The sequence below is a fragment of the Nonomuraea fuscirosea genome (assembly GCF_035917475.1).
In the GTDB taxonomy this organism is placed as follows: Bacteria; Actinomycetota; Actinomycetes; order Streptosporangiales; family Streptosporangiaceae; genus Nonomuraea; species Nonomuraea fuscirosea.
The window spans coordinates 10,732,003-10,755,942 of sequence record NZ_CP109074.1 but is presented as its reverse complement, the minus strand read 5'-3'; the positions used below and the strand labels follow the sequence as shown (position 1 = coordinate 10,755,942).

General features: G+C 69.9%; 16 protein-coding genes and 1 pseudogene. 13 read left to right on the top strand and 4 right to left on the bottom strand.

Annotated elements, in window-relative coordinates; genetic code table 11:
- Positions 1–23: 23 nt before the first annotated feature.
- The 3 genes from OIE67_RS49545 (at position 24) to OIE67_RS49535 (ending at position 3,482) form a co-directional block, all read left to right on the top strand.
- Positions 24–656 carry a TetR/AcrR family transcriptional regulator gene (locus OIE67_RS49545; RefSeq protein WP_326633736.1) on the top strand — a complete coding sequence of 211 codons (633 nt, stop codon included), beginning with the start codon at positions 24–26 and terminating at the stop codon, positions 654–656.
- Positions 657–744: 88 nt separating this feature from the next.
- Positions 745–2,064, top strand: a complete 1,320-nt coding sequence (locus OIE67_RS49540; RefSeq protein WP_326633735.1) for an MFS transporter — start codon at positions 745–747, stop codon at positions 2,062–2,064.
- Positions 2,061–3,482 carry a pyridoxal phosphate-dependent decarboxylase family protein gene (locus tag OIE67_RS49535; RefSeq protein ID WP_326633733.1) on the top strand — a complete coding sequence of 474 codons (1,422 nt, stop codon included), beginning with the start codon at positions 2,061–2,063 and terminating at the stop codon, positions 3,480–3,482. The genes OIE67_RS49540 and OIE67_RS49535 overlap by 4 nt, the downstream gene beginning before the upstream one ends.
- Positions 3,483–3,522: 40 nt before the next feature.
- On the opposite strand, the gene OIE67_RS49530 is transcribed toward OIE67_RS49535, so the two are convergent.
- Both OIE67_RS49530 and OIE67_RS49525 read right to left on the bottom strand, forming a co-directional pair.
- Complete coding sequence (locus tag OIE67_RS49530) at positions 3,523–4,605, bottom strand: sensor histidine kinase (RefSeq protein ID WP_326633731.1); 1,083 nt, start codon at positions 4,603–4,605, stop codon at positions 3,523–3,525.
- Positions 4,606–4,659: 54 nt separating this feature from the next.
- Positions 4,660–6,621, bottom strand: a complete 1,962-nt coding sequence (locus tag OIE67_RS49525) for a family 10 glycosylhydrolase (protein WP_326633729.1) — start codon at positions 6,619–6,621, stop codon at positions 4,660–4,662.
- A 185-nt stretch (positions 6,622–6,806) separates the two neighbouring features.
- On the opposite strand from OIE67_RS49525, the gene OIE67_RS49520 reads away from it, so the two are divergent.
- The 4 genes and pseudogenes from OIE67_RS49520 to OIE67_RS49505 all read left to right on the top strand — a co-directional run bounded on the left by OIE67_RS49520 (position 6,807) and on the right by OIE67_RS49505 (position 12,605).
- The gene (locus tag OIE67_RS49520) at positions 6,807–8,339 is read left to right on the top strand and encodes a golvesin C-terminal-like domain-containing protein (protein ID WP_326633727.1); all 1,533 of its coding nucleotides are present in this window, start codon (positions 6,807–6,809) and stop codon (positions 8,337–8,339) included.
- Positions 8,340–8,430: 91 nt separating this feature from the next.
- Positions 8,431–9,936, top strand: a complete 1,506-nt coding sequence (locus OIE67_RS49515) for a sugar ABC transporter ATP-binding protein (RefSeq protein WP_326633725.1) — start codon at positions 8,431–8,433, stop codon at positions 9,934–9,936.
- Positions 9,937–10,208: 272 nt separating this feature from the next.
- A pseudogene (locus OIE67_RS49510) lies at positions 10,209–11,168 on the top strand (ABC transporter permease); the annotation flags it as partial.
- A gap of 492 nt (positions 11,169–11,660) precedes the next feature.
- The gene (locus OIE67_RS49505; protein WP_326633723.1) at positions 11,661–12,605 is read left to right on the top strand and encodes a D-ribose ABC transporter substrate-binding protein; all 945 of its coding nucleotides are present in this window, start codon (positions 11,661–11,663) and stop codon (positions 12,603–12,605) included.
- A 272-nt stretch (positions 12,606–12,877) separates the two neighbouring features.
- On the opposite strand, the gene OIE67_RS49500 is transcribed toward OIE67_RS49505, so the two are convergent.
- Entirely contained in the window at positions 12,878–13,483 is a 606-nt protein-coding gene (locus OIE67_RS49500; protein ID WP_326645731.1) for a recombinase family protein, read from the bottom strand.
- A gap of 356 nt (positions 13,484–13,839) precedes the next feature.
- Here OIE67_RS49500 and OIE67_RS49495 point away from each other — a divergent pair, with 356 nt between their 5' ends.
- The 6 genes from OIE67_RS49495 to OIE67_RS49470 all read left to right on the top strand — a co-directional run bounded on the left by OIE67_RS49495 (position 13,840) and on the right by OIE67_RS49470 (position 22,255).
- Positions 13,840–14,073: a hypothetical protein gene (locus OIE67_RS49495; RefSeq protein WP_326633721.1), complete on the top strand. Its 234-nt coding sequence runs from the start codon at positions 13,840–13,842 to the stop codon at positions 14,071–14,073.
- Between the two features lie 108 nt (positions 14,074–14,181).
- On the top strand, positions 14,182–15,834 hold the full coding sequence (locus tag OIE67_RS49490) for an IS4 family transposase (RefSeq protein WP_326628174.1): 1,653 nt from the start codon (positions 14,182–14,184) through the stop codon (positions 15,832–15,834).
- Positions 15,835–15,915: 81 nt separating this feature from the next.
- Positions 15,916–17,141, top strand: a protein-coding gene (locus OIE67_RS49485; RefSeq protein WP_326645367.1) for an IS3 family transposase whose coding sequence is annotated in 2 segments (ribosomal slippage) — positions 15,916–16,228 and positions 16,228–17,141 — 1,227 coding nt in all. Because the reading frame shifts where the segments join, the coding sequence is not laid out codon by codon here.
- Positions 17,142–17,172: 31 nt separating this feature from the next.
- Positions 17,173–17,286: a CU044_2847 family protein gene (locus OIE67_RS49480; RefSeq protein ID WP_326633719.1), complete on the top strand. Its 114-nt coding sequence runs from the start codon at positions 17,173–17,175 to the stop codon at positions 17,284–17,286.
- Positions 17,287–17,302: 16 nt separating this feature from the next.
- A complete protein-coding gene (locus OIE67_RS49475) occupies positions 17,303–20,971 on the top strand; it encodes an nSTAND1 domain-containing NTPase (protein ID WP_326633718.1) in 3,669 nt (1,222 codons plus the stop codon).
- Positions 20,972–21,334: 363 nt separating this feature from the next.
- Positions 21,335–22,255: a transposase gene (locus tag OIE67_RS49470; protein WP_326633716.1), complete on the top strand. Its 921-nt coding sequence runs from the start codon at positions 21,335–21,337 to the stop codon at positions 22,253–22,255.
- Between the two features lie 1,264 nt (positions 22,256–23,519).
- On the opposite strand, the gene OIE67_RS49465 is transcribed toward OIE67_RS49470, so the two are convergent.
- Entirely contained in the window at positions 23,520–23,939 is a 420-nt protein-coding gene (locus tag OIE67_RS49465; RefSeq protein WP_326633714.1) for an ATP-binding protein, read from the bottom strand.
- Between the last annotated feature and the right edge of the window lies 1 nt (position 23,940).

Genomic DNA, 23,940 nt, shown 5'->3' with positions numbered 1-23,940 from the left:
GTGACCGAACTACCTTCGGTGGTATGACACCCGGCGAAAGCACCCAGGCCGGCCTGATACTCAAGGTGGCCACACACCTGTTCGCGGCGCTCGGCTACGACGGCACCTCCACCCGGCAGATCGCCGAGGCCGCCGGGCTGAACATCGCCACCGTCAACTACCACGTGGGCGGCAAGCGCGAGCTGTACCTGGCCGTCATGGAGCGCGCCCACCAGGCGGAGAAGGCGGCGCTGGAGACGGCGCTCGCCCGGCTGCCCGGCGCGGCCGACCCGGTCGCCGCCATCCACGGGCTCACCGACGACTACCTCGACTTCTGCGTGGACAACCCCGAGGTGCCCGCGCTGTGGATGCACCGCTGGCTCTCCGACGCCAGCGACATCACCGAGCTGGAACGCCAGTACGTGCAGCCACTGCTCGCCACCGTGACCGGCGCGCTGCGGCCCGCGGTCGAGGCCGGGCTGATCTCCGGCGAGGTCGACCTGGAGTACACCGTGTGGACGGTGATCTGGTCCGTGCACGGCTTCGCCAAGGGCGGGGTGCTGGACGCCGAGGGCCGGCGCAGGGGCTCGGGCGACCGGGCCGCGCTGCGCCGCTTCCGCGCCCACCTGCACACCAGCCTGCACCGCACCCTCGGCCTCCCCGGCGACCCCAGGTGAGCCGACCCGACCGGCCGGTGGTGCGGCCCGACCGGCTGGTGATGCGGCCCGGCGAGAACCTCAGGCCCGGCCGGCGCCGGCGCCCGCGGTGAGCCGGCTCGGGAGGGGCCGGCTGCTCGGTTACGGCGTCGGCTCCGTCGGGACCGGCGTGTTCTCGGCGGTTCCCGGCCTGCTGCTCCTGTACTACCTGACCGACATGCTCGGCGTCCCCGCCGCCGTGGCGGGCGCCGTGCTGGTCGCGCCCAAGATCTGGGACGTGCTGCTGAACCCCCTGGTGGGCGCCGCCAGCGACCGCGAGGCGGTGCGGACCGGCCGTAGGACGCGCCTGCTGACGGCCGGCTCGGCAGCGCTGCCGGTGGCGTTCGCGCTGATGTTCGCGGTGCCGGGCGACGTTCCCGGGGCGCTCTGGGCCGGGGCGGCGTTCCTGCTGGCGGCCACGGCCTTCGCCTGCTTCCAGGTCCCGTACGTGGCGCTGCCGGCCGAGATGTCGCCCGATCCGGGCGAGCGGACCAGGATCATGTCCTGGCGGGTGGTGTGCCTGACCGTGGGCATCCTCGTGGCCGGCGGCCTGGCCCCGGCCGTGGTCGATCTGGCCGGGGGCGGCCGGGCCGGATACGCCGTGATGGGCGTCACGATCGGCGCGATCATGGCGGCGGCGCTGGCCGGCTCGACGCTGGCCACCCGCTGGGTGCCGTCCAGGCCGGGGCCCAGGCAGCTCGGCCCCGTGGCGGCCTTCCGGCTGGCCAGGGGAAACCGGCCGTTCTTCGTGCTGCTGGCGGCCTTCGTGACGCAGGCGCTGGCCGTGGCGGTGATGCTGGCGGGCGCGCCGTACGTGGCGTCGTACCGGCTGGGCGACTACGGGCTGACGTCGGTGATGTTCGTCTGCCTGGTCGGGCCGAGCATGCTCGCGGTGCCCGGCTGGGCCTGGCTGGCCCGCGTGCACGGGGCGGTGCGCTGCTACCTGGCCGCCTCCGTCGGCTTCTGCGGCGTCGCGGTCGCGCTGATCCCGGCCATCGCCTCGGGCGGGCTGATCGCCACGCTGGCGCTGACCGCCCTGGCCGGGGTCTGTTACGCGGCGCTGCAACTGCTGCCGCTGTCGCTCCTGCCCGACACCGTGCACGCCGACGCCGCCCGTACAGGACATGCCCAGTCCGGCGCGTTCACCGGCCTGTGGACGGCGGGCGAGACGGCCGGCCTGGCACTCGGACCCGGGCTGTTCGCGCTGGTGCTGACCCTGTCGGGATTCACCTCGGCGCCGACCGAGGCGCCGGTCGCGCAGCCGCCCGGCGCGCTGACCGGGCTGCTGCTCGGCTTCACCGCGCTGCCCGCCCTGCTCATGCTGATCAGCCTGCCGTTCGTCGTCAGGTACGGAAGGCTCACCCCCACGAGAACGAAGGAGGCCACGTGAACCTGCCTCCGGCCGGAAGGACCACGGAAGACCTGCTCGCCGAGGTCGCCCGGCTCAAGGAGCACGACCTGCCCGTACGCGGCGGCCAGGTGACCGCCTACGTCTACGACACCGGGCGGGCCGAGGTGAACGACGCCGCCACCCGGGCCTACCTGGAGATGCTGGAGGTCAACTGCCTCGACCCGACCGCGTTCCCCAGCGTGGTCGAGATGGAGCGGCAGGTCGTCGGCGCGGTCGCCGACCTGCTCGGCGGCGGCCACGGCATCTTCACCAGCGGCGGCACCGAGTCGATCATGCTGGCCGTCAAGGCGGCCCGCGACCAGGCCGGACGCGACCGCCCCAACCTGGTCCTGCCGGTCACCGCCCATCCGGCCTTCCACAAGGCGGCGCACTACCTCGGGGTCGAGGTCGTCGCCCTGCCGGTGGACCTGTCGACGTACAAGGCGCACGCCGACGACGTCGCGGCGGCGATCGGTCCGGACACCGTCCTCGTCGTCGCCTCCGCGCCGTCCTACCCCCAGGGCGTGATCGACCCGATCGAGGAGGTGGCCGCCGTGGCGTCGGCGGCGGGCGTGCCGTTCCACGTGGACGCGTGCGTGGGCGGCTGGCTGCTGCCCTGGTTACGTGAAGCGGGGGCGACGGTGCCGCCGTTCGACCTGTCGGTCCCCGGGGTGACCTCGATCTCCTGCGACCTGCACAAGTTCGGCTACGCGCCCAAGGGGGCCTCGGTCCTGCTGTTCGCCGATCCCGCGATGCGGCGGCGGGCGTACTTCGCCTCGGCCGCCTGGCCCGGGTACACGATCATCAACGCGACCGTGCAGAGCTCCCGGTCGGCCGGCCCGCTCGGCGGCGCGTGGGCCACCCTTCAGGCGCTGGGCCGGCAGGGGTACGCGGAGCTGGGCCGGGCCACGCTGGAGGCGACGACCAGGCTGCGCGCCGGCCTGGCCGCCATCCCCGGGCTGCGGGTGCTCGGCGAGCCCGAGTCGTCGCTGGTGGCCTTCGCCGGCGACGGCGTCGACGTGTTCGTGCTGGCCGACGAGGCGCGGGCGCGGGGCTGGTTCCTGCAACCTCAGCTCTCGTACGCCGGCATCCCCGCCAACCTGCACATCACGGTCACCGGGGTCACGCTCGCCGGGGTGGAGGCCATGCTCAAGGTGATCGCCGAGTCGGCCGAGGCGGCCAGGGAACGCGGGCCCGTCGTGCTGCCGGAAGGGCTGGTCGAGCTGGTGGCGGGGCTGGACCTGGACACCATCGACGACGCGTCGTTCGCCGAGCTGAGCGCGTCGGTCGGGGTGGACCTGCGGCCGGGGGCGGGGCAGCCGGAGATGGCGATGGTCAACGCGGTGCTGGACGCGCTGCCGCCCGCCTCGCGGGAGGACGTGCTGGTGCGCTTTTTGTCGGTGATCTACAGCTCCTGAACGCCCACCGCTTCAGGCGGCCGGGAAGGGCGGCGCCGGTTCAGGCGGCCGGGAAGGTGGCCTCGACGTGGAAGCCGCCGTCCTCCAGGGGCCCGCTCTCCAGCGTCCCGCCGGCCACCTCCACCCGCCGCCGCAGGTCGGTCAGGCTCGGCCCCGGCCCGGCGACGCTGACCCAGGCGCCGGGCCGCCCGGCGGAGTTGCGCACGCCGATCCGCACGTAACCGGGCGGGTAGCGGACGCGCACCCGCACGTCCGCCCCCGGCGCGTGCTCGCGCACGTTGGCCAGGGCCGCCTCGACCACCAGGTACGCGCTGCGCCCCACCGGCCCGGGCACCGGCACGGGCGTGCCCTCGACCGACAGCTCGACGGGCACGCCGGCCTGCGCCGAGTCGATCACCAGCGGCCGCAGGTCCGGCAGGGGCAGCCCCAGGTCGAAGCCCTCCCCGGTGCCCCGCCGCAGCAGCGCGGTCATGTGGCGTAACTCCTCCAGCGTCTCGGAGCCGGTCGTGCGGATGTCCTCGGCCGCCGCCCTGGCGCGTTCGTCGCCGGCCGCCAGGGCCATCGCGCCGGCCTGGAGCACGATGCGGCCGATCCGGTGGGTGACCACGTCGTGCAGCTGGCCGGCCAGGCGCTCGCGTTCGATCCGCTGCGCGCGTTCGGCCAGCTCGGCGCGGAGGCGTTCCCTGACGGAGACGTACAGGCCGTACAGGACGGCGAGCGCGATCACCGCCTCGGACCTGGCGACGAGCCCGAACCGGTCGGGCAGGGAAAGGACGCCGAGGGCCAGCACGAGCACCGGCAGCCGGCGGCAGAGCGGGCGGCTGTCGCGGGCGCAGGCCACCGCGGCGTAGGCGGCGAACGGCCCCAAGGGCGGCCAGAGCAGCGTGTCCGGCGGCGGAAGGGGCACGACGGACGGCGCGAGCAACGACAGGGCGGGCACGGCGACCGCGATGCCGGCTCCGATCCAGGCCACGACCAGGGGCGCCCGGCGCATCCAGAACACCGGCAGCGCCCCTGCCAGCAGGAGCACCAGGCCCGTGCCCGAGTAGCCGGCCACAGGCGTCAGACCCGCCGCGGCCAGGGCCGCGACCGCGTCGATCGGCCGCGGGCGGGCACCGTCCACGGCCTCATCGTACGATCACCCGCCGTACGTGCCCACCCCTACTTTCGTAGCCGGTCAGAGCCGGGTGATCCGGACGGCGTCCGCGATGACGTACCCGGTCGTGGCGGTCCAGCGGCTCACCCCGACCACGTTGTACGTGCCCGCGTCCAGCCGGTACGTGCCCAGGCTGCGCCAGGTTCCACCCCCCGTACGTTGGTCGAGAGTGACCGTCCGGTTCCCACCGGAAGCCGCGACGATGTACGGAGTCGCGCTGTTGTAGCCGGGATCGGCCGGATGCCACACCTCCACCCGATAGTCGCCCGCGCTCGGGACGGCCGCGCTGAACCAGGCCGGATCGCTCGCCGCGACGGGTTCGGCGAAGCGGTAGTCGGCGCCGTGGAGCTGCGGGGAGTAGGTGGAGGTGCCCCAGGCGGAGCCGGCGGCGAACCCGGGCCCGGCGTTGTCGATCACCACGCTGAACGCGCCGCCGCCGCCCTGGCCGACGGCCTTGCCCGCGCTGGGCGCGCTCTCCTGGTGGGTGCGATTGAGCGCGGCCACGTAGTAGGTGTAGGCCGATCCGCCGGCGCCGGCGTCGGTGAACGTCTTCTGCCGGGTGGTCCCGACCAGGTTGCGGGCGTCGGCGAAGAAACACGGATCGGCGCTCGTCGGGCTGCCGTCCACCCGGTAGACCGCGTACGAGGTGGCCGAGCCCGTCCACGCGAGCTGGACGCCGTTCGAGCCCCGCGTGGCCGAGGTGATCGACGGCGCGGCGGGGGCGGCGGCCGTGCCGCGGGCCGGCAGCAGCGCGGGCCTGGTGTAGTGAGCGTTGACGACCCTGGTGAACGCGCCGATCCGGTCGGCCCGCACGTCCTTGGCGCTGAAGAAGATGTCGCCGGCGACCTCGGGATGTTGCCGGTTGTCGTGCAGGTGGTCGCTCAGCTCGGCCGGGTCCTGCCAGGCGGCGTCCTGCCCGGAGGCGCCGGCGCGGTAGGCGGCCTGCCCGACGACGAGCTGCACGCCCGTGCCCCGCACGACGTCGGACCACCAGGCGGTGAGCACCTCGTAGGGGGCGGTGGCGAAGCCCATGTGCCAGTAGATCTGCGGCGCGAGGTAGTCCACCCAGCCCTGTTTGACCCACTTCCTGCTGTCGGCGTAGATCGCGTCGTACGACTGCAGCCCCGACGTGCGCGAGCCGAGCGGGTCGGTGCCGTTGTTGCGCCAGATGCCGAACGGGCTGATGCCGAAGGACACGTGCGGCTTGGCCGCGTGGATGCGCTGGTCGAGCTCGCGGATCAGCAGGTTGACGTTCTCCCGCCGCCAGTCGCCGACGTTGGAGAACGAGCCGCCGTACTGCGCGTACGCCGCCGCGTCGGGAATGGCCTGGCCGCTCACCGGATAGGGGTAGAAGTAGTCGTCGAGGTGCACGCCGTCCACGTCGTACTTGGAGACCGCGTCCATGATCGCGTCCTCGATGAAGTCGCGTACCTCCGGAATGCCCGGGTTGTAGTAGAGCTTGCCGCCGTAGGCGAACCGCCAGCCGGGATTGCGCCGGGCGGGATGGCTGGAGATCAGCCTGGACGGGTCGTCGTGGTTGGCGATCCGGTACGGGTTGAACCAGGCGTGGAACTCCAGGTTCCTGGCGTGGGTCTCGGCGACCATGAAGGCCAGCGGGTCGTAGCCCGGGTTGCCGCCCTGGGTGCCGGTCAGCCACTGCGACCACGGCTCGTACGACGAGGGCCAGAACGCGTCCGCCGTCGGCCTGACCTGCACCACCACGGCGTTCATCCGCTTGGCCACGGCCAGGTCGAGCCAGGCGCGGAACTCGGCCTGCTGCGCCGCCACGCTCAGCCCGGTGCGGCTGGGCCAGTCGATGTTGGCCACCGAGGAGATCCACATGGCCCTGAGCTGGCGCTTCGGGGTGGCGGGATCGACGGCGCAGGCGGCTGCGGCGGCGGGGGTCGGCTGGGACGGGGCCACGATGCTGACGAGTGCGGCGGCGGTGAGCGCCGCCATGAGGGTACGCAGGAGCGCGGTCACGAAGGGAAGTTTCAGTGCATTCGCCGACGAGCGCAATAGTTTTCAGCAGTTTCACGGGGCCCAATCTCGGACGCCACATGACAAGGCGAAAAGTTTCACCTAACTCAGAGTTAATGTCAATTATCGACATAAGTCAGAAGCTGCCGTAAGTTGCACCCGTCACCTGTGAACGAGGAGCACCTCACATGACTCTCGCCCGCACGCGATTAGCAGCCCTCGCCACCTCGATCCTCGCCGTCATCCTCGTCGCCGCCGGCCAGCCCGCCTGGTCTCAGGCGAAGGAGCCCGCACTGCCGGCCGCGTTCGCCAAGGCCGCCGCCGCGCACGACGTACCCCGTGACCTGCTCGTCGCCCTCGCCTACGCCGAGACGCACCTCGACGGCCACGCCGGCGAGCCCAGCGCCAGCGGCGGCTACGGTGTGATGCACCTGGTCAGCAACCCGACCAACCACTCGCTCGAACGGGCCGCCGACCTCACCGGGCTCCCGGCCGACAAGCTCAAGTCGGACGACGCGGCCAACATCCTCGGCGGCGCGGCCGTGCTGCGCGCCCACGCCGACAAGCTCGGCCTCGACGAGAGCGCCAGGAAGGACGCCGGCCGCTGGTACCAGGCCGTCGCCCAGTACGGCAACGCCTCCTCCCCCGAGCTGGCCCGCCTGTACGCCGACGCCGTCTACGAAGGGCTCGGCCTCGGCATCGACCTGCGCGGCGTGCGGGTCAAGCCGCAGGAGGTCACCGCCGACCGCGGCGACCTGGCCAAGGCCCGCGACCTGAACGCCCGCGGCGTGGACGCCCAGGCCGCCGTGGCCAGCCCCGACTACCCGCCGGCCGCCTGGGTCGCGGCCAGCTCCAGCAACTACCGCGTCTCCAACCGGGAGACCAGCTACAACATCGACAAGGTCGTCATCCACGTCACCCAGGGCTCGTACGCCGGCACCATCTCCTGGTTCCAGAACCCGAGCGCCCAGGTCTCCGCGCACTACGTGGTCAAGTCCTCCAACGGCGCCATCACCCAGATGGTGCGCGACAAGGACGTCGCCTGGCACGCCGGCAACTCCTCCTACAACAACCGCTCGATCGGCATCGAGCACGAGGGCTTCGTCAACGACGCCTCGTGGTTCACCGACGCCATGTACCGGGCCTCCGCCGCGCTCACCCGCGCCCTGTGCGACAAGTACGGCATCCCCAAGAACCGGACCGGCATCATCGGCCACAACGAGGTCCCCGGCGCGACCCACACCGACCCGGGCTCGCACTGGAACTGGACCACGTACATGAACTACGTGACCGGTGGCGGCGGCACCCCCTCGTGGACCACCACGGTCGACAACGCCACCGCGGGCCAGTTCACCGCCAGCGCCAACTGGGGCACCTCCACCTACTCCAGCCAGCGCCACGGCGCCGACTACCGCTTCGCCGACCCGGTCTCCGCCAGCGACCCGGCCTGGTACTCGGCCACGATCCCCAGCGCCGGCACCTACCAGGTCGAGGTCTGGTACCCGGCCGACGCCGGATACAACAGCTCGGCGCCGTACATCGTGGCGACGGCGGGCGGCAACCAGACCGTCTACGTCGACCAGCGCTCCGGAGGCGGGGCCTGGCGCAGCATCGGGACGTTCTCCCTGAACGCCGGCACACAGAACGTCGTCGGCGTGAGCCGGTGGACGTCCGGCACCGGTTACGTCATCGCGGACGCGGTCCGCATCAGCAAGCCCTGACCACCCCTCGGTGACACGGCCCGCGCCCGACACCTCCCGGGCGCGGGCTCTCCGATGATTCGCCACTGTCCGTAACGGATAATGACATTATGTGAGCGGGGAGGAAGTTCTCAGAGCGGAAGGCCTGCGTAAGGTCTTCCCCGGCGTCGTCGCGCTCGACGGCGTCGACCTGAGCCTGCGCACCGGCGAGGTCCACGTCCTCCTCGGCGAGAACGGCGCCGGCAAGAGCACCCTCATCAAGATCCTCTCCGGCGCCTACCGCCCCGACGGCGGCCTGGTCCGCATGGACGGCCACCTCGTGCACCCGCACTCGGCCGGCGACGCCCAGCGGCTCGGCATCGCGACCATCTACCAGGAGTTCAACCTGGTTCCGCAGCTCACGGTCGCGGAGAACCTGGCGCTCGGCCGCCCGCCACGCAGATTCGGCTTCGTGGACGTCGCCCGCATGGAACGCGACGCCGCCCGGCTGCTCGACCGGGTCGGCGTGGACGTACACCCGCGCACCCCGGTCGCCCGGCTCGGCATCGCCCGCATGCAGATGCTGGAGATCGCCAAGGCCCTGGCGCTGCACGCCCGCGTCCTCATCATGGACGAGCCCACCGCCGTCCTCACCACCAGCGAGGTCGCCAAACTCTTCACCATCGTGCGGCAGCTGCGCGACGAGGGCGTCGCGATCGTCTTCATCACCCACCACCTGGAGGAGATCGCCGAGATCGGCGACCGGGTGACCGTACTGCGCGACGGCAGGTCCGTGGCCGAGGTCCCGGCGAACACCCGACGCGACGAACTGGTCGGGCTCATGGTCGGCCGGCCCATCGACCAGCAGTACCCGCGCCGCCCGTCCCCTCGCGGCGAGCCGCTGCTGCGGGTGTCCGGGCTGACCCGCGCGGGCGCGTTCGACGACGTGTCGTTCGAGGTACGCGCGGGCGAGGTGGTGGGCCTGGCCGGGCTCGTGGGCGCGGGCCGCACCGAGGTGGCCCGCGCGGTCTTCGGCGCCGACCGCTACGACTCGGGCGAGGTCGTCGTCCGCGGCGAACGGCTGCCGCCCGGCGACGTGCACGCCGCCATGGAGGCGGGCCTCGGCCTGGTGCCCGAGGACCGCAAGGGCCAGGGGCTGGTCCTGGGGGCCGGCATCGGCGAGAACCTCGGCCTGGTCACCATGCGCGACGCCACCCGCGCCGGCTTCGTGGACCGGACCCGGCTCCGCACGGCCGCCGCCCAGGTCTCCGAACGGCTCGGCATCCGCATGACGGGCCTCGACCAGGAGGTCCGCACCCTGTCCGGCGGCAACCAGCAGAAGGTGGTCATCGGCAAGTGGCTGGTGGCCGACGCCCACGTCCTCATCCTCGACGAGCCGACCCGGGGCATCGACGTCGGGGCCAAGGTCGAGATCTACCAGCTCGTCAACGCCCTCACCGACTCGGGGCACGCGGTGCTGATGATCTCCAGCGACCTGCCGGAGGTGCTCGGGATGAGCGACCGGATCCTGGTCATGGCCCGAGGCCGCCTCGTCGGCGAACTCCGCGCCACCGAGGCCACCCAGGACGACGTGATGGCCCTCGCCGTCACGGAGGTGGAGGGCTCCCGTGCCCACTGACACGCATCCGCTCACGCACCGGCCACCAGCCACCACCAGGCCGAACAACGCGACACCACCGAGGCGGGACGATCCCCTACCCACTGACACGCATGCCCTCGCGCACCGACCATCGACCGCCACCTGGTTGAACGACGTGACGGCACCGGCCACCACCGAGGCGGAGGATTCCGTGCCCCCTCACGCACTCACGGCGGAGACTCCCGCACCCGCTCACGTACCCACGACGGAGACTCCCGCGTCCGCTCACGGACTCGTGCTGGAGGGACCCCATGCCCACTGACGCACACGTGCTCGCGCGGCGGTCACCAGCCGCCGCCTGGCTCGCCGAGAACGGCGCTCTGGCGGCGCTCGTCGTGCTGGTCGTGGCGCTGTCACTCCTGTCGTCCGACTTCCTCAGCGTGACGAACCTGCTCAACGTGGGCGTCCAGGCCGCCGTCACCGCGATCCTGGCATTCGGATCCACGTTCGTGATCGTGACCGGCGGCATCGACCTGTCCGTCGGCTCGGTGGCGGCACTGTCGGCGATCACGCTGGCCTGGACCGCCACCGCCGCCGGGCTGCCGTGGCCGCTGGCCACCGTGATCTCGCTGGAGGTGGGCGTCGTGTGCGGGCTCGTCAACGCGGCACTGATCGCGTACGGGAAGCTGCCGCCGTTCATCGCCACGCTGGCCATGCTCGGCATCGCCCGCGGCCTGGCCCTGGTCGTCTCGCAGGGCAGCCCGATCGCGATGCCGGAAACCGTCTCCCACCTCGGCGACACCATCGGCCTCTACCTGCCGATCCCCGTCATCGTCATGGTGATCATGGGCGTGATCACGGCCGTGATCCTCAACCGCACCTACCCCGGCCGCGCCATGTACGCCATCGGCGGCAACGCCGAGGCCGCCAGACTCTCGGGCATCAAGGTGGACCGCCAGCAACTGGTCACGTACGCACTGTCCGGCGGCTTCGCGGCGGTGGCCGGCATCGTCCTGGCCAGCCGCCTGGCCTCAGCCCAACCACAGGCGGCGGCCGGCTACGAACTCGACGCCATCGCCGCCGTCGTGATCGGCGGCGCGAGCCTGTCCGGCGGCAAGGGCCGCGCACTGGGCACGTTCGTCGGCGCCCTCATCCTGGCCGTCCTGCGCAACGGCCTGAACCTGCTGTCGGTGTCCGCGTTCTGGCAGCAGGTCGTGATCGGCGTCGTCATCGCACTGGCAGTCCTCGTCGACACCCTCCGCCGCCGAACCACCACTTAGGAGAAAGTCATGCGCCATCCCACACCAACCCAACCAACACGAAACCAGCCCACAACCAGCCACCCCACACCAGACCGGCCCACGCCAGGCAATCCCGCACCGAGCCAGCCCACGCCCGTCCAACCCACACCCAGCCAGCCCACACTGGACCAGCCCACACCTGACCAGCCCGCACCCCACCAACTGCCGCCCGACCTGGCCGCATCCCACCACCCTGCGCCCAACCCACCCACGCCTTACCCAACTGCCGCACTCCAGCAGGCCACGACCGACCCGGTCGCGCCCTGCCGCCCCGTGTCCGACTCGCCCGCATCTCACCAGCCCGCGCACCACCAGGCCGTGCCATGTCCCGCCGCACCCCGGCAGCAACAACCCGCACCCCCCAAGCCCGCGCTCGACCACCCCGCGCCCTCTCTGGGCGTACAACCCGGAACCCCTCGGGGCGTACAACCAGGGACCCATCGAGGCGTACTCCGCCTGACCATGCTCTCCCTATCCGCCCTATGCCTCGGCCTGGGCCTGGCGGCGTGCGGCACCTCCGGAGGCGGTGACGGTTCCACCGCCTCCCCAGGCGCGGGCGCGGGCGACATCAAGATCGGCATGTCGGTGTCGACGCTCAACAACCCGTACTTCGTCCAGCTCCGTGACGGCGCCCAGGCCCAGGCCACCAAGCTCGGGGCCGAACTGACCGTCACCGACGCCCAGAACGACGCCTCCCAGCAGGTCAACCAGGTCCAGAACTTCACCAGCCAGAACATGAAGGCGGTCATCATCAACCCGGTAGACTCCGACGCCGCCGCTCCGGCGGTCAAGGCGGCCGAACGGGTACGCATCCCGGTGGTCGCCGCAGACCGGGGCGTCAACGGAGCCGAAGTGGCCCAGACCGTCGCCTCCGACAACGTGGCGGGCGGAAAACTGGCCGCGCAGGAGCTGGCCAAGCAACTCGGCGAAAAGGGCACCGTGGTCGTCCTCCAAGGCACCCCCGGCACCTCCGCCTCCCGCGACCGAGGCCAGGGCTTCACCGAAGGCATCGCCGCCTACCCGGGGATCAAGGTCGTGGCCAAACAACCGGCCGACTTCGACCGCACCAAGGGTCTGGACGTGATGACCAACCTCATCCAGTCACACCCCGACGTGACGGGCGTCTTCGCCGAGAACGACGAAATGGCCCTGGGCGCGATCAAAGCACTCGGTGCCAAGGCCGGGCAGCAGGTCAAGGTGATCGGCTTCGACGGCACCCCGGACGGCATAGCCGCAGTCAAGGCCGGCACGATGGCCGCCTCCATCGCCCAGCAACCCCGCCTGCTGGGCCAGGAAGCGGTGGACGCGGCCGTCAAACTCGCCAAGGGCGAAACCGTCGAGAAGACGGTGGCGGTCCCGGTGAAGGTGGCGACCAAGGAGAACGCATCAGAATTCCAGACGTCATGACGGCCGGCCGCAGGGAGCCAAACCACCGCCCATCCATCCCTCACGGCTTGCCAATCCCACCCCGCATACAACTGCGGATCACACGAGCAGCATGTCCGCAAGCGGCTCAACTCAGCCCGTACGAGCACTCCGAGCCCACCCATACGAGGACGTGTGACGTGCCACGGTTAATGTCGTTGATTCTGCCGCGCTCTTGTCGGGTCCCACAGGAAGAATGATCTTGCTAGGGACCGCGACGGGCAGAACCGGGATGTGGGTGGGATAGCGGCTGGTCAGCCTCGCGCGAGTGCTGCGTAGGCGGTGGAGCGGCCGATTTTGAGAGTGCGGGCGGCTTCGGTGACCGAGGTGCCATCGTTGACCAAGCGGCGTAGGGGGGTCAGTTCAGCGGGGCCGATGACGCGCGGCCGGCCGGTCTTCTTCTTGCCGGGCAGCATGGCGCCGGTGGCCTCGCGGCGCTTGGCGGCGGCGATTCCCTCGGCCTGGCGTTCGGCGCGCAGTTCCAGTTCGTACTCGGAGGCCGCGGCCAGGACCGCGAACATGAAGCGGCCTTCTTTGGTGTCCAGGTCGAAGTTCTCGGTCAGGGACACGACCTTGACGTCGCGCTCGCGCAGCTCGGTCACCACGGTCAGCACGTGTGCGGCTGAGCGGCCCCACCGGTCGGATTTCCAGAACTTCAGCGTGTCGCCGGGGCGCAGGGCGGCCAGGGTGGCGGCGAATTCGGGACGGTTTCCGCGCAGGCGGCTGGAGATCTTCTCCTGGAACAGGACGTCGTAGCCGTCCGCGGCGAGGCGTCGAGCTGGAGCTGCGGGTTTTGGTCGCGGGTGGAGACCCGCGCGTAGGCGATCGTGCGGCCCATCGGTTTCTTCGGGGTGTGTGATGGAACGGCGGGGTCAGGGCGCCTGGAGGTATTCGTCGAGGGTCGACAGGTCATCCGGCGGGGTCTGGCCGACGATGAGAGACAGTTCCGACGCCCACCGGGTGAGGCCGCCCTGCCAGGAGGAGAAGTAGATCGCCCCTTCGGAGTCGTCTTGATCGGGAAGCAGGACCTAGTTGTCCTTGCCGTCGACCCGTGCTTTCAAGACCTTCGGCCGCTGGCCGTCGTAGATGAATGTCATGAGACCCCGTCCAGGAACGTGTACGTTTCCGGGCAGGCGTTGAGTGGCAGCACCTATTGCCCACACTTGATCATTCTGGTCTCATGGCTTTCGTTACCCGCTGATCCCCAGGAGGGCCCATGGCCAACCTCGCACGGCTGTCCTTGGAAGACGGAAGCACGATCCTGGTCGAAGCTGATGGGACGCAAGGTGACGGACCGGTCCAGATAGGGCGTGGCGGTGATGCGATCAAAGATCTGCCGGTGGCCTTCCAGAAGGTCATGAAGCCTGTGGCGGAGATGGCCAGGGAGGCGATCGACCAGCTGCGCGCGGCGGCCCCGGACGAGGTGGGGCATTCCCCCAAGGCCAGGTAGTTAAGGCTTCTGTGGTGCCGTCAAGGGCGTGGGTTCTCAGGACATGAGGACGGAGATCCAGTAGAACGGTGATCTTCCACAACCAGCCGTCGAAGAACTGGATCTCCGTTGATTGCCGAGTATGCCAGCTCTGCTGTTTCCCGCGCTGTCGAGACGGACTCTTCGTCCCGCTCGGCAGCCGGGCGATTGTTCGCTCCCGGGCATTTGGGTGAGCTGACCGGGCTCGTGCCGTTCGAGCTCGTCGATGCGGTCCTTGATGAGACACGCAGCGTGCAGCGTCGTCTGCGCGCGCTGCCCTCGCGTGTCGGGGTCTACTTCCTGCTGGCGATGTGCCTGTTCCCCGAGGTCGGCTACCTGCTGGTCTGGCAGAAACTGACGGCCTCGCTGACCGCCCTGCCTGTCGTGACCCCCACCGCCAAAGCCCTGCGAGACCTGCGCCGCAGAGTCGGCGGCGCACCGATGCAGCGCCTGTTCGAAGTGCTGAGCGGACCATTGGCCCAGCGCACGACGCCCGGAGCACGGTTCGGGGCCTACCGCACCGTCTCCTTCGACGGCTGCAGCTCGCTCAAGGCCCCCGACACCATCCGTAACCGGGCCTGGCTGGGCAGCCCCGGCCACGGCGGCTACCCACTGCTGGAACTGATGACGCTCGCAGAGACCGGAACGCGGGCCCTGATCGGCGCGGTCTTCGGCCCCACCAGCGAAGGCGAGACCGGCTATGCCCGGCGCCTGCTGCACCTGCTGACGCCCGACATGCTCGTGTTATGGGACAAGGGCTTCGACAGCAACGCCTTCCTCGCCCAGGTCAGCGCCACCGGCGCCCAGGTGCTCGGCCGGCTGCGCAGCAACCGGCGCACCCCCGTCCTGGCCACCCTCACCGACGGCTCCTACCTCTCGATGCTCGGTAACCTGAAGATCCGCATCATCGAGGCCCGCGTGACCGTGACCTGCACCGACGGCACCACCTTCACCGGCACCTACCGTCTGGCCACCACCTTGACCGACGCCCGCCGCTACCCGGCCGCCGCCCTGATCAAGCTCTACCACCAGCGATGGGAACACGAGTCGGCCTACTACGCACTCCGCCACACCATCATGCAAGGACGGATCCTGCGCTCAGGCGACCCCGCCGGCCTGGAACAGGAGATGTGGTCGGTGCTCACGCTCTACCAGCTCCTACGCACGACGATGGTCGACGCCGCCGAGTCCCGGCCCGGGACCGACCCCGACCGCTGCGGCTTCTCCACCGCCCTGCACGCGGCCCGCGACCTGGTGATCCGGCCCGGCGACAACCCAGGCACCACCACCGGCCTGGTCGGAACCATCGGACGCCGTGTCCTGGCCGCGCTGCTGCCACCCCGCCGCCCGCGTGTCAGCACCCGCAAGGTCAAATCACCCATCTCCCGCTACAACGAACGCCTCGACGACGGCAGACCCGACCACAGCCGCACCATCACCGACCTCGACATCACCCTCCTGCCACCCCCGCCCACGTTGCCCACCGCGTCCCGAGACGAGCGGCCCATCGCCCCGGCCGACCGCCGCAGACAACAACAAGTCCTGGCCCTCCTCCACCAAGACCCCAACCGCTCCTGGAGGGCCCGCGACATCGCCCATCACCTCGGCGATGTCGCCCTGAACACCATGTATCGGCAGCTGTCGCGCTGGGCCGACAGCCAGCTCATCCGCAAAATCCGGCCGGGTGTCTACACTGCCGGGCCGCTCGCCCCGGCGCTCTTGCCAGCAGCCCAGAAACCTTAACTACCTGGCCTTGGGCATTCCCCCTTGAACGAGGACACCTCGGAGACTGGATCTTGAGATCCAGGGGAAGAGATGTCACTGATGGTGATGAAGAACTACCCGCCCGAGTTCAAGGCCGACGCGGTGGCGTTGGTGTTGTCGAGGCCGGACCGGACGATCACGTCGATCGCGAGGGACCTCGGAGTCAGCCGCGAGACGCTGCGAGTCTGGGTGCGCGCCGCGCAGGCCAGGGGCGAAGGCGGACAACGTGGAGCCGGCGCGGCCCCGGCAGGTAAGGCCGCGTCGGGCGGGCACGTACCCTCGGACGACGTGCTAGAAGAGGAGAACAAGCAGCTCAAGGCGCGGATCCGGGAGCTGGAGCAAGAGCGGGACATCCTGCGCAAGGCGGCCAAGCTTTTCGCGGGCGAGACGAACTGGTGAACCGCTTCCAGTTCGTTGAGGATCACAAGGCGCTCTACGGGGTGAAGCGGTTGTGCCGGGTGCTGCAGGTGTCTCGCTCGGGCTTCTACCGGTGGCTCAAGGGCGCTGTGGCACGGCTGGCCCGCCGCCAGGCCGACGCGCAATTGGCCGAGCGGATGCAGCGAATCCACGCCGAGCACGACGGCACCTACGGCTCGCCCCGGATGACGGCCGAGCTGCGCGCAGCAGGGATGAAGGTCAACCACAAGCGGGTGGAACGGGTGATGCGCGAGCACGGCATCGCCGGGCTACGGCTGCGCAAGAAGATCCGCACCACCATCCCGGAGCCGGACGCGGCCCCGGTGCCGGACGTGATCCAGCGCGACTTCACCGCCGCGCAGCCGAACACCCGCTACGTCGGCGACATCACGTATCTGCCCGTCGGCGGCGGCCGTTTCCTGTACTTGGCCACGGTCGTGGATCTGTATTCGCGCCGGCTGGCAGGCTGGTCGATCGCCGGCCACATGCGCACCGAGCTCGTCATCGACGCGCTGCAGGCAGCCGCGCATACCCGGGGCGGCCGCCTGGACGGCGCGGTTTTTCACAGCGACAACGGGGCGCAGTACTGTTCGCGGGAGTTCGCCCGGGCCTGCCGCCAGCTCGGCGTCACCCGCTCGCGCGGCGCGGTCGGCACCAGCGCCGACAACGCGCTGGCCGAGTCCTTCAATGCCACCCTCAAACGCGAGACGTTGCAGGGTGCGCACCACTGGCCCGACGCCCGGACCGCCCGCCTGGCCGTGTTCCGCTGGATCACCCGCTACAACACGGTCCGACGGCACTCCCGCCTCGGCCAACTCAGCCCGATCGCCTACGAGATGATGGCAGATAGTCTGGGGCCTGCCGCCTGAAATTGGTGTTCGCGTTCATGGGGGAAGCCCCGTGGAAATCGAGTTCGGAGTGAACCTGTCAGCCCAGGCTGGAGCGGTGATCGCCAAGGTCGATTCCGGCTGTCACGTGAAGGTGACAGCCAAGTGGCAGCGTGCCCAGTCCTGAGGAGTTCCACCGGAGTGTGGCGCAGGTACTCTCCGACGGCGGTGTGGTCTGCGGCGCCGGGTTCCTCGTTAGCTCCGACGAGTTGGTCACCTGTGCGCATGTAGTGGCGCAGGCGGGTCACGGGCCGGGCAGCAGGGTGAGTCTGGCCTTTCCCGGGCTTGGCGAAGACGCGAATACCGTCGGGGTTGTCCTCTCGGAAGGGTGGCGCGAGCCGGACGCCGAGGACATCGCCTACCTTCGGCTGGTTGATGTTCCTGCTGGTGCCAGGGCTTTGAGCCTGAGCACTGCCACCGGATGCCGCGATCACGCTGTGCGCTCCTTCGGCTATCCGGCGCAAGCCCCGCCGGGGGGTCATTTCGGGTACGCCAAGGTGGGCGATCTCCTGTCGGGCCAGGGCTGGCTGCAGCTCACCGAGGCCAACAGCCTGACACAGGGTTTCAGCGGGGCGCCCGTCGCCGATGAGTCGACCGGTCTGGTGATCGGCATGATGACCGCCATCACCCAGCCGGATGGGTTCGTTAGAGGCCTGTCGGTCGCCTACGCGACCACCGCGGATGTCCTGAGGTCGGTTCGGCCTGTTGTCTTCGCGGCGCCCGAGAACCCCTTCCGGGGACTGGAGGTGTTCAGCGCCGAGCATGAGTCGCTGTTCCGCGGCCGTGACGCGGCGGTGGAGGCGGTCCTGAACCGATTGCGGGGACCGCGTCGGCTCCTGCTGCTTCTCGGCCCTTCAGGCGCCGGAAAATCGTCGCTGGTCCAGGCCGGCGTGCTGCCTGCGCTCGCGCGCGGTGCGCTGCCGGGTAGCGATCGGTGGCGGCAGGAACTGGTTACCAGGTCCGGCCAGGAGCTTCCGGCTGTGCCCGGCCGGGGAGAAGATCACTTGTTGCTGGTCGTCGACCAGTTCGAGGAGTTCCTGATCGACCGCGAGGCCATCGACCGCATCACGGAGTTGGTCGGTTCGCGCGCTGCGGTGAGCGTCATCCTCATCATGCGTAACGACTTCTTCCCGCAACTGGCGGCCGAAGCGCCGGATCTGCTGGAGTTGGCGGCCGACGGACAAGTCAACGTGCCGACGACGCTCGGCAGGAGCGATCTGAAGGCGATCATCGAGCGCTCCGGGGTTGCGTTCGACCGGGACCTGATCGAACGCATCATCGCCGATGTGATGGAAGGGGGAAGCGCGCCGATCACGGCGCTGGCTCCCCTTGAACTGGCCCTCACCCAGCTGTGGGAGCGCCGGCAGGACGGTCGTCTCACCCATCGGGACTACGAGGCGATCGGCCGGGTCACGGGAAGTCTGGCCACCTGGTGCACGACGGCCCTCAGCCACCTGTCGGATCAGCAGTTCGCCGTCGCCAGAACGATCCTGACCGCTCTGGTACGTCCTCCCGAGCCGGAACGCAGTATCCCCGCCACCCGCCAGCGGCATCCGATCGGCCGCCTGCGGGAGCTCGCCGGGCCGGGCGCCGATGAGGTTCTCCGGTCGCTCGCGCGGGACCGCGTCATCACGACATACTCCGCATCGTCGCAGCCGGATGCGGACGATCGTGTGGTCGAACTCGCTCACGACACCCTCACGCGCGACTGGGGCGAACTGCGTGAGTGGGTGAGACAGGACAGCAAGTTCCATACCTGGCTCAACCGTGTCCTCGCCGCGGAGGCTCTCTGGTCGCCGAACCACAGTCCAGGGGACCTGCTCCACGGCACCGACCTGGCCGAAGGCCTGGCCTGGCAGAAGGATCGGGTGCTCTCCAGCGGGGTGAACGCGTTCGTCAACGCGAGCCGGCGCAACCAGCAGTCTGCGGTCCGGCAAGCCAGAAGAATCAACCTCATTCTGGCCTGCGCACTCGTGGTCGCGCTCGCGGCTGGGGGAATCGCCGTCTGGCAGCAGCAGGTTGCCGCAGGCGGTGAGCGGCAGGCTCAGTCGGGACAGTTGGCCGCGGTGGCCGGCAATCTGATCGACAGCGAGCCGGACACCGCCGCCCTGCTGGCGGTTCGCGCCTACCAGACCTATCCCGACGCACGATCGCTCGCCATGCTGCGCACCGCCGGTGGGTTGCCGCTCCATCGCAGGTTCGTGGCCGCCGGTCCGGTGACCGCGGTCGCCTTCAGCAGAGACGGGCAGATCGTCGCGGCTGGCGCTGGGCGATCAGTGCAACTGTGGGACGTGCAGACGGGCGCTGGGCGCTCCCGGCGCGATCTGGGCGGCGACGTCACCGCGATAGCGCTGAGTCCTGACGGCGGGACCCTCGCGGCCGGGGCAGGGAAGACGGTGTCGGCGTGGGGTGAGGCCACGGTGGACGAGCAGGTGAACTCCATGGAGTTCAGCCCCGACGGGAACCTGCTCGCGATTGCCACCAACCGCTCGACCTGGTTGTGGCGCAAGGGGGACACGAAGCCGGATCCGCTGCCCGGCCAAGGGCTTGCTTGGTCGCTGTCCTTCAGCCCCGACGGCCAAACCCTGGCCATCGTCGACTCGACGGACAAGATCCGGCTGCGAAACCTGGCCACCGGGCAGACGAACATCCTGAGCCGGACAGGCCTGATCTTCAAGGCGGTACGCTTCGGGCCCACGAACGACACCCTCGCCACAGTGAACGACGATGATTCGATCCGGCTGTGGCAGGTGGGGAGCCGGCAAGACCGGCTGATCGCGGACGATGCGACCGGCGCCGATCGGATCGACGCTCTGGCGTACAGCCCGGACGGCCGGACTCTCGCCGTCGGGGACGGCGACTTCGGCTCGTCGATCTGGCTGCTGGACACGGCGACGGGGGGTGTTCGCGCCATTGTCACCGGCCACGCCAACGCCATCACCTCGCTGGTCTTCAGCTCCGACGGCCGCACATTCGCCAGCGGGAGCACCGACGGTACCGTCCGGGTGTGGGACACCACGATCGGCCGGCCCCTGCCCGGCTCGGCCCCTGGCGGGCAGCCGCAGGAACAACTCACCGCGCGCAGCCCCGACGGCCGGACCCTCGCCGTCACGGACAGCAAGGAGTTGTGGCTGCGTGACAAGGAGACCGGACGACAGCGGCTCATCCGACATGATCTGACCACGATCACGTCGCTGGCCTTCAGTCAGGACGGCCGCACGCTCTCCGCGGGAGGCGTCGGCGGAGACATCCGGCTCTGGGACGTGGCGAGCGGCGCCCAACGCTCCGGAGGGCCGCGCTTCACCAAACGCGAAATCCCGGGCCTGGCCTTCGTCGGCGACGTTCTGATCGCACTCGACGTGACCGGGCTGGTCTGGTCGTGGAACCGGGTGACCGGGCAGACGAGTCGCTTCCACGTCACGGCCACCCAGTGTGAGAATGAACCGGGCGATGGCCCGGCCGTCGCCGAGGCCGCTTTCGATCCGCTCGGCCGGACGCTGGCCTTCGCCGACAACTGCGGCGCGATGCGTCTGTGGGACGTCACCTCCGCCCGGCACCTCATCACTTTCGCCGGCAGGCAGGACAACACGGCCTTCATGCTCAACGGTCGGCGCACCTTGGTGTTCAGCCCTGATGGCACGACCCTGAATCGGGGCAACCTGACGTGGGACATCAGCCTGCTCGCCCGCCTCGCGGATCCGGCTTTCGCCATCAAGCGCATCTGCGCGGCCGTGCGGCGGGATCTCACCGAGACCGAACGCGACTCCTACCTCATCGGTCAGGACGCGACTCCGACCTGCCCTGGAGCTTGATGGATATCGGGGAAGGGAGCGTGCAGTGCCACACTGCCCGGTTCCGACTCGGGCCCCACCTCGCCAAGACTCTCCACATCCCACCTCGCCTGTCCCCAAGCCGGGCTCGGCCTGGGTGAAGCTGCCACGCCCGGCCGCCGCCGGCGCCGAGCCGGTCCGGGCACATCTGGATCGGGTATGCCCACGCTTCCACCGTCCGCCAGTCCCCTGGGCACCCTGCGAGTCCCTCACCGCGCCAGGTGCCACCCGGATCTTCGCGGAGAAGATCTCCACCCCGCGCCACCAGCCGCCCCGAACTCGGCAAGGTCGTCGGCCTGGCCGGAAAGCTACGGACCTCCGGGGCCACAGTCACCCTTGCCGTCCATGAGTACAAGCGCCTCGGCCTCGCCATGCGCCATCGCTGGCTACGCCGTCAACCTGGAAACACCCTCGGCGTTGACCACCGCGCTGGCCTTCCGGCCCGCGATCTGGCGCAAACCCGAACCGGACCGGCACGTGTGCGGCATCCCGTCGGTGTTCCACCTCGACCATGGATCCGGCTTCACCTCGGCGCATCTGGAACAGGTCATGGCAGATCTGCGGGTCCGGCCCGTCTTCTCGCTCAAGGGCCAGCCGCACGGCCACGGCAAGATCGAGTGGCTGATCGAGACGATCAACCAGATGTGCCTGGCCCACCTGCCCGGCTACGCGCCCCGCGGCACCCCCGACCGTGCCGGCCAGGCCAAGCTGACCCTGGCCGAACTGGACGCTGCGGTTGGCCGGTTCATCCGCGAGGTCTACAACCTACGCACCCACAGCGAGACCAAGACACCCACGCAGACCCGGTGGGAAGCTGGCGGGTTCATCCCGCGCATGCCCGACTCGCTCGAACAGCTCGACCTGCTGCTGCTCACCGTCGCCAAACCGCGCGTCATTCACACCGACGGGATCCACTTCCTGTCCCTGCGCTATCTTGATCCTGTTCTGGACTTCTACATTCGGGAACAAGCCACCATCCGCTACGGCCCCCGCGACATCACCGAGATCCGCGTCTACCTCCGCCTGCCCGACGGCGCCGAGGAATTCCTGTGCCGGGCGATCTGCCCCGAACTCTCGGGCGCCACGATCAGTCTCAAAGAAATCACCGCCGCCCGCAACGCCCGCCGCAAACAGCTCCGCGGCCACCTCACCAGCCGCGACGCCGTCGTCGATCGGCTGCTGGCCGCCCACAGCGAACCCCTGCCCACCTCCCTGGCCGACGCCGATCTGGCCAACCCTCACCCGACCCGACGGTGGCGAGGGTGACGGCGCTCTCACCAGTCCCAGCACACCCACCTAGAAATCGCGCGCCACCACATGACATCCCTCAAGCCGTTGCCCGGCCCCAAGGACTCGGGGGCCGGGCAACGGCCTTCATAACGCCCGCCACTCCATCGGCCAATCGCCCAACTGCCGAGCCGGCACGACAAGAGCACGGCAGAAACAACGACATTAACCGTGGCACGTCACAACGAGGACGGCATCCACTACGACCTGCACAGCCTCATACGGGCACACGCACTACCGGGGTAGTCCGCTCACCGCCGTACAAACGCAGACCCTCTACCAACCCCACCCACCCATGCACACGCACGAGCTCTAGGGGCAGCTCAACCCGGCATGGGCGCATTTGTCCGCAAGGCCCCGACCCGTACAAGCAGGATCCCTCGAAAGCCCAGGCAACCCCCGCATGGACAGACATCGGGGATGAACCACTCAAGCCCCCACAGGTACAGATCCACAGCGGCCGCGCACAACCCGTACAGGCACGTGTCCCCAGCGGCCCCGCTCAACCCGTACCAACGCAAGCTGTCCGGAACCCCGCTCCACCTGCACGAGCGCGTGTCCGCTGTGCTTCCGCTCACCCCTAGGCAAACCGCCTACACACGTGGCCGTGATCCGCCCTGTACCAGGCGCCCGCCACCCGAGGCCGGTGTCTGCCATCCGCGACCCCGCGCGGCCCCGTACAGCAATTCACCCCGCACATGCCCCAGTCCGCCCCGCCCTCGCTCAGCCCTTCGACCTCGCTCAAGCCCGCGCGAAACCGCCCGCCCGGAACCAACCGCCGTGAACCGGCTCACTCGAACCAACCGCCAGTTCCGGTCACCCGAAACCACTCACCCGGAACCGGCCACGCAAGACCAGGCCAACGCACTTCAGCAGAGGGACGAGACAAGGCTGGAACGCCGCGGAGAAATCCTCACCAGGCCCCCCGAAACCGCCCGCAGTACCGCCGAACAGCCGACTCCCCGACCAACAGACGCACAGAGCCCCGAACAATCGGGCAGCCGAACAGTCGATCATGGAACCGCTGCACCAACCAACTGACCAACCAACCGCCGACCACCAGGTGGCTCCCCAAGGGCACCATGTTCAGCCAGCGATCAAACGCCGACCACCCACCGACCTGACGGCTCTGACCGATCCACCGAAGAACCGACCCAAGCGACCCGACCACCCAGGCGACCCGACCGACCCCACCCGGCCGACCCAGGCGACCCGACCCACCCGGCCGATCCGTCAGACCTCGTCAGACGCCGACAGCCGCCGGCCAGCTCATCCGGATGTTCGTCCCCTTGGGGCTGGGGAACACCTCGACGTCATCAGCCAGACCCTCGATGACCGCGATGCCGAAGTTCGACATGAAGGAGTCGGAGAGCATGCCGAGGTCGAGGGGCTGTTCCTGCTTGATCTCATCGCTGGGGGCCAGGTCACTGACCGTGACCTCGAATCGCCCGGAGTCGTCACGTAGCTCGATGCGGATGGGCTCGCCCGGACAGTGCACACGATGCGCCTCGACTGCCCGGGAACACGCCTCCCCCACAGCGAGCCTGACTTCGTCCAGCAGGGATTCCTCCACACCGGTGCGCCGGGCGATCGCCGTGGCGACCAGCCGGGCGGTCCGCACATGTGCGGGAAGGGCGCTGAACGTCAGCTCGACGGTAGCCATG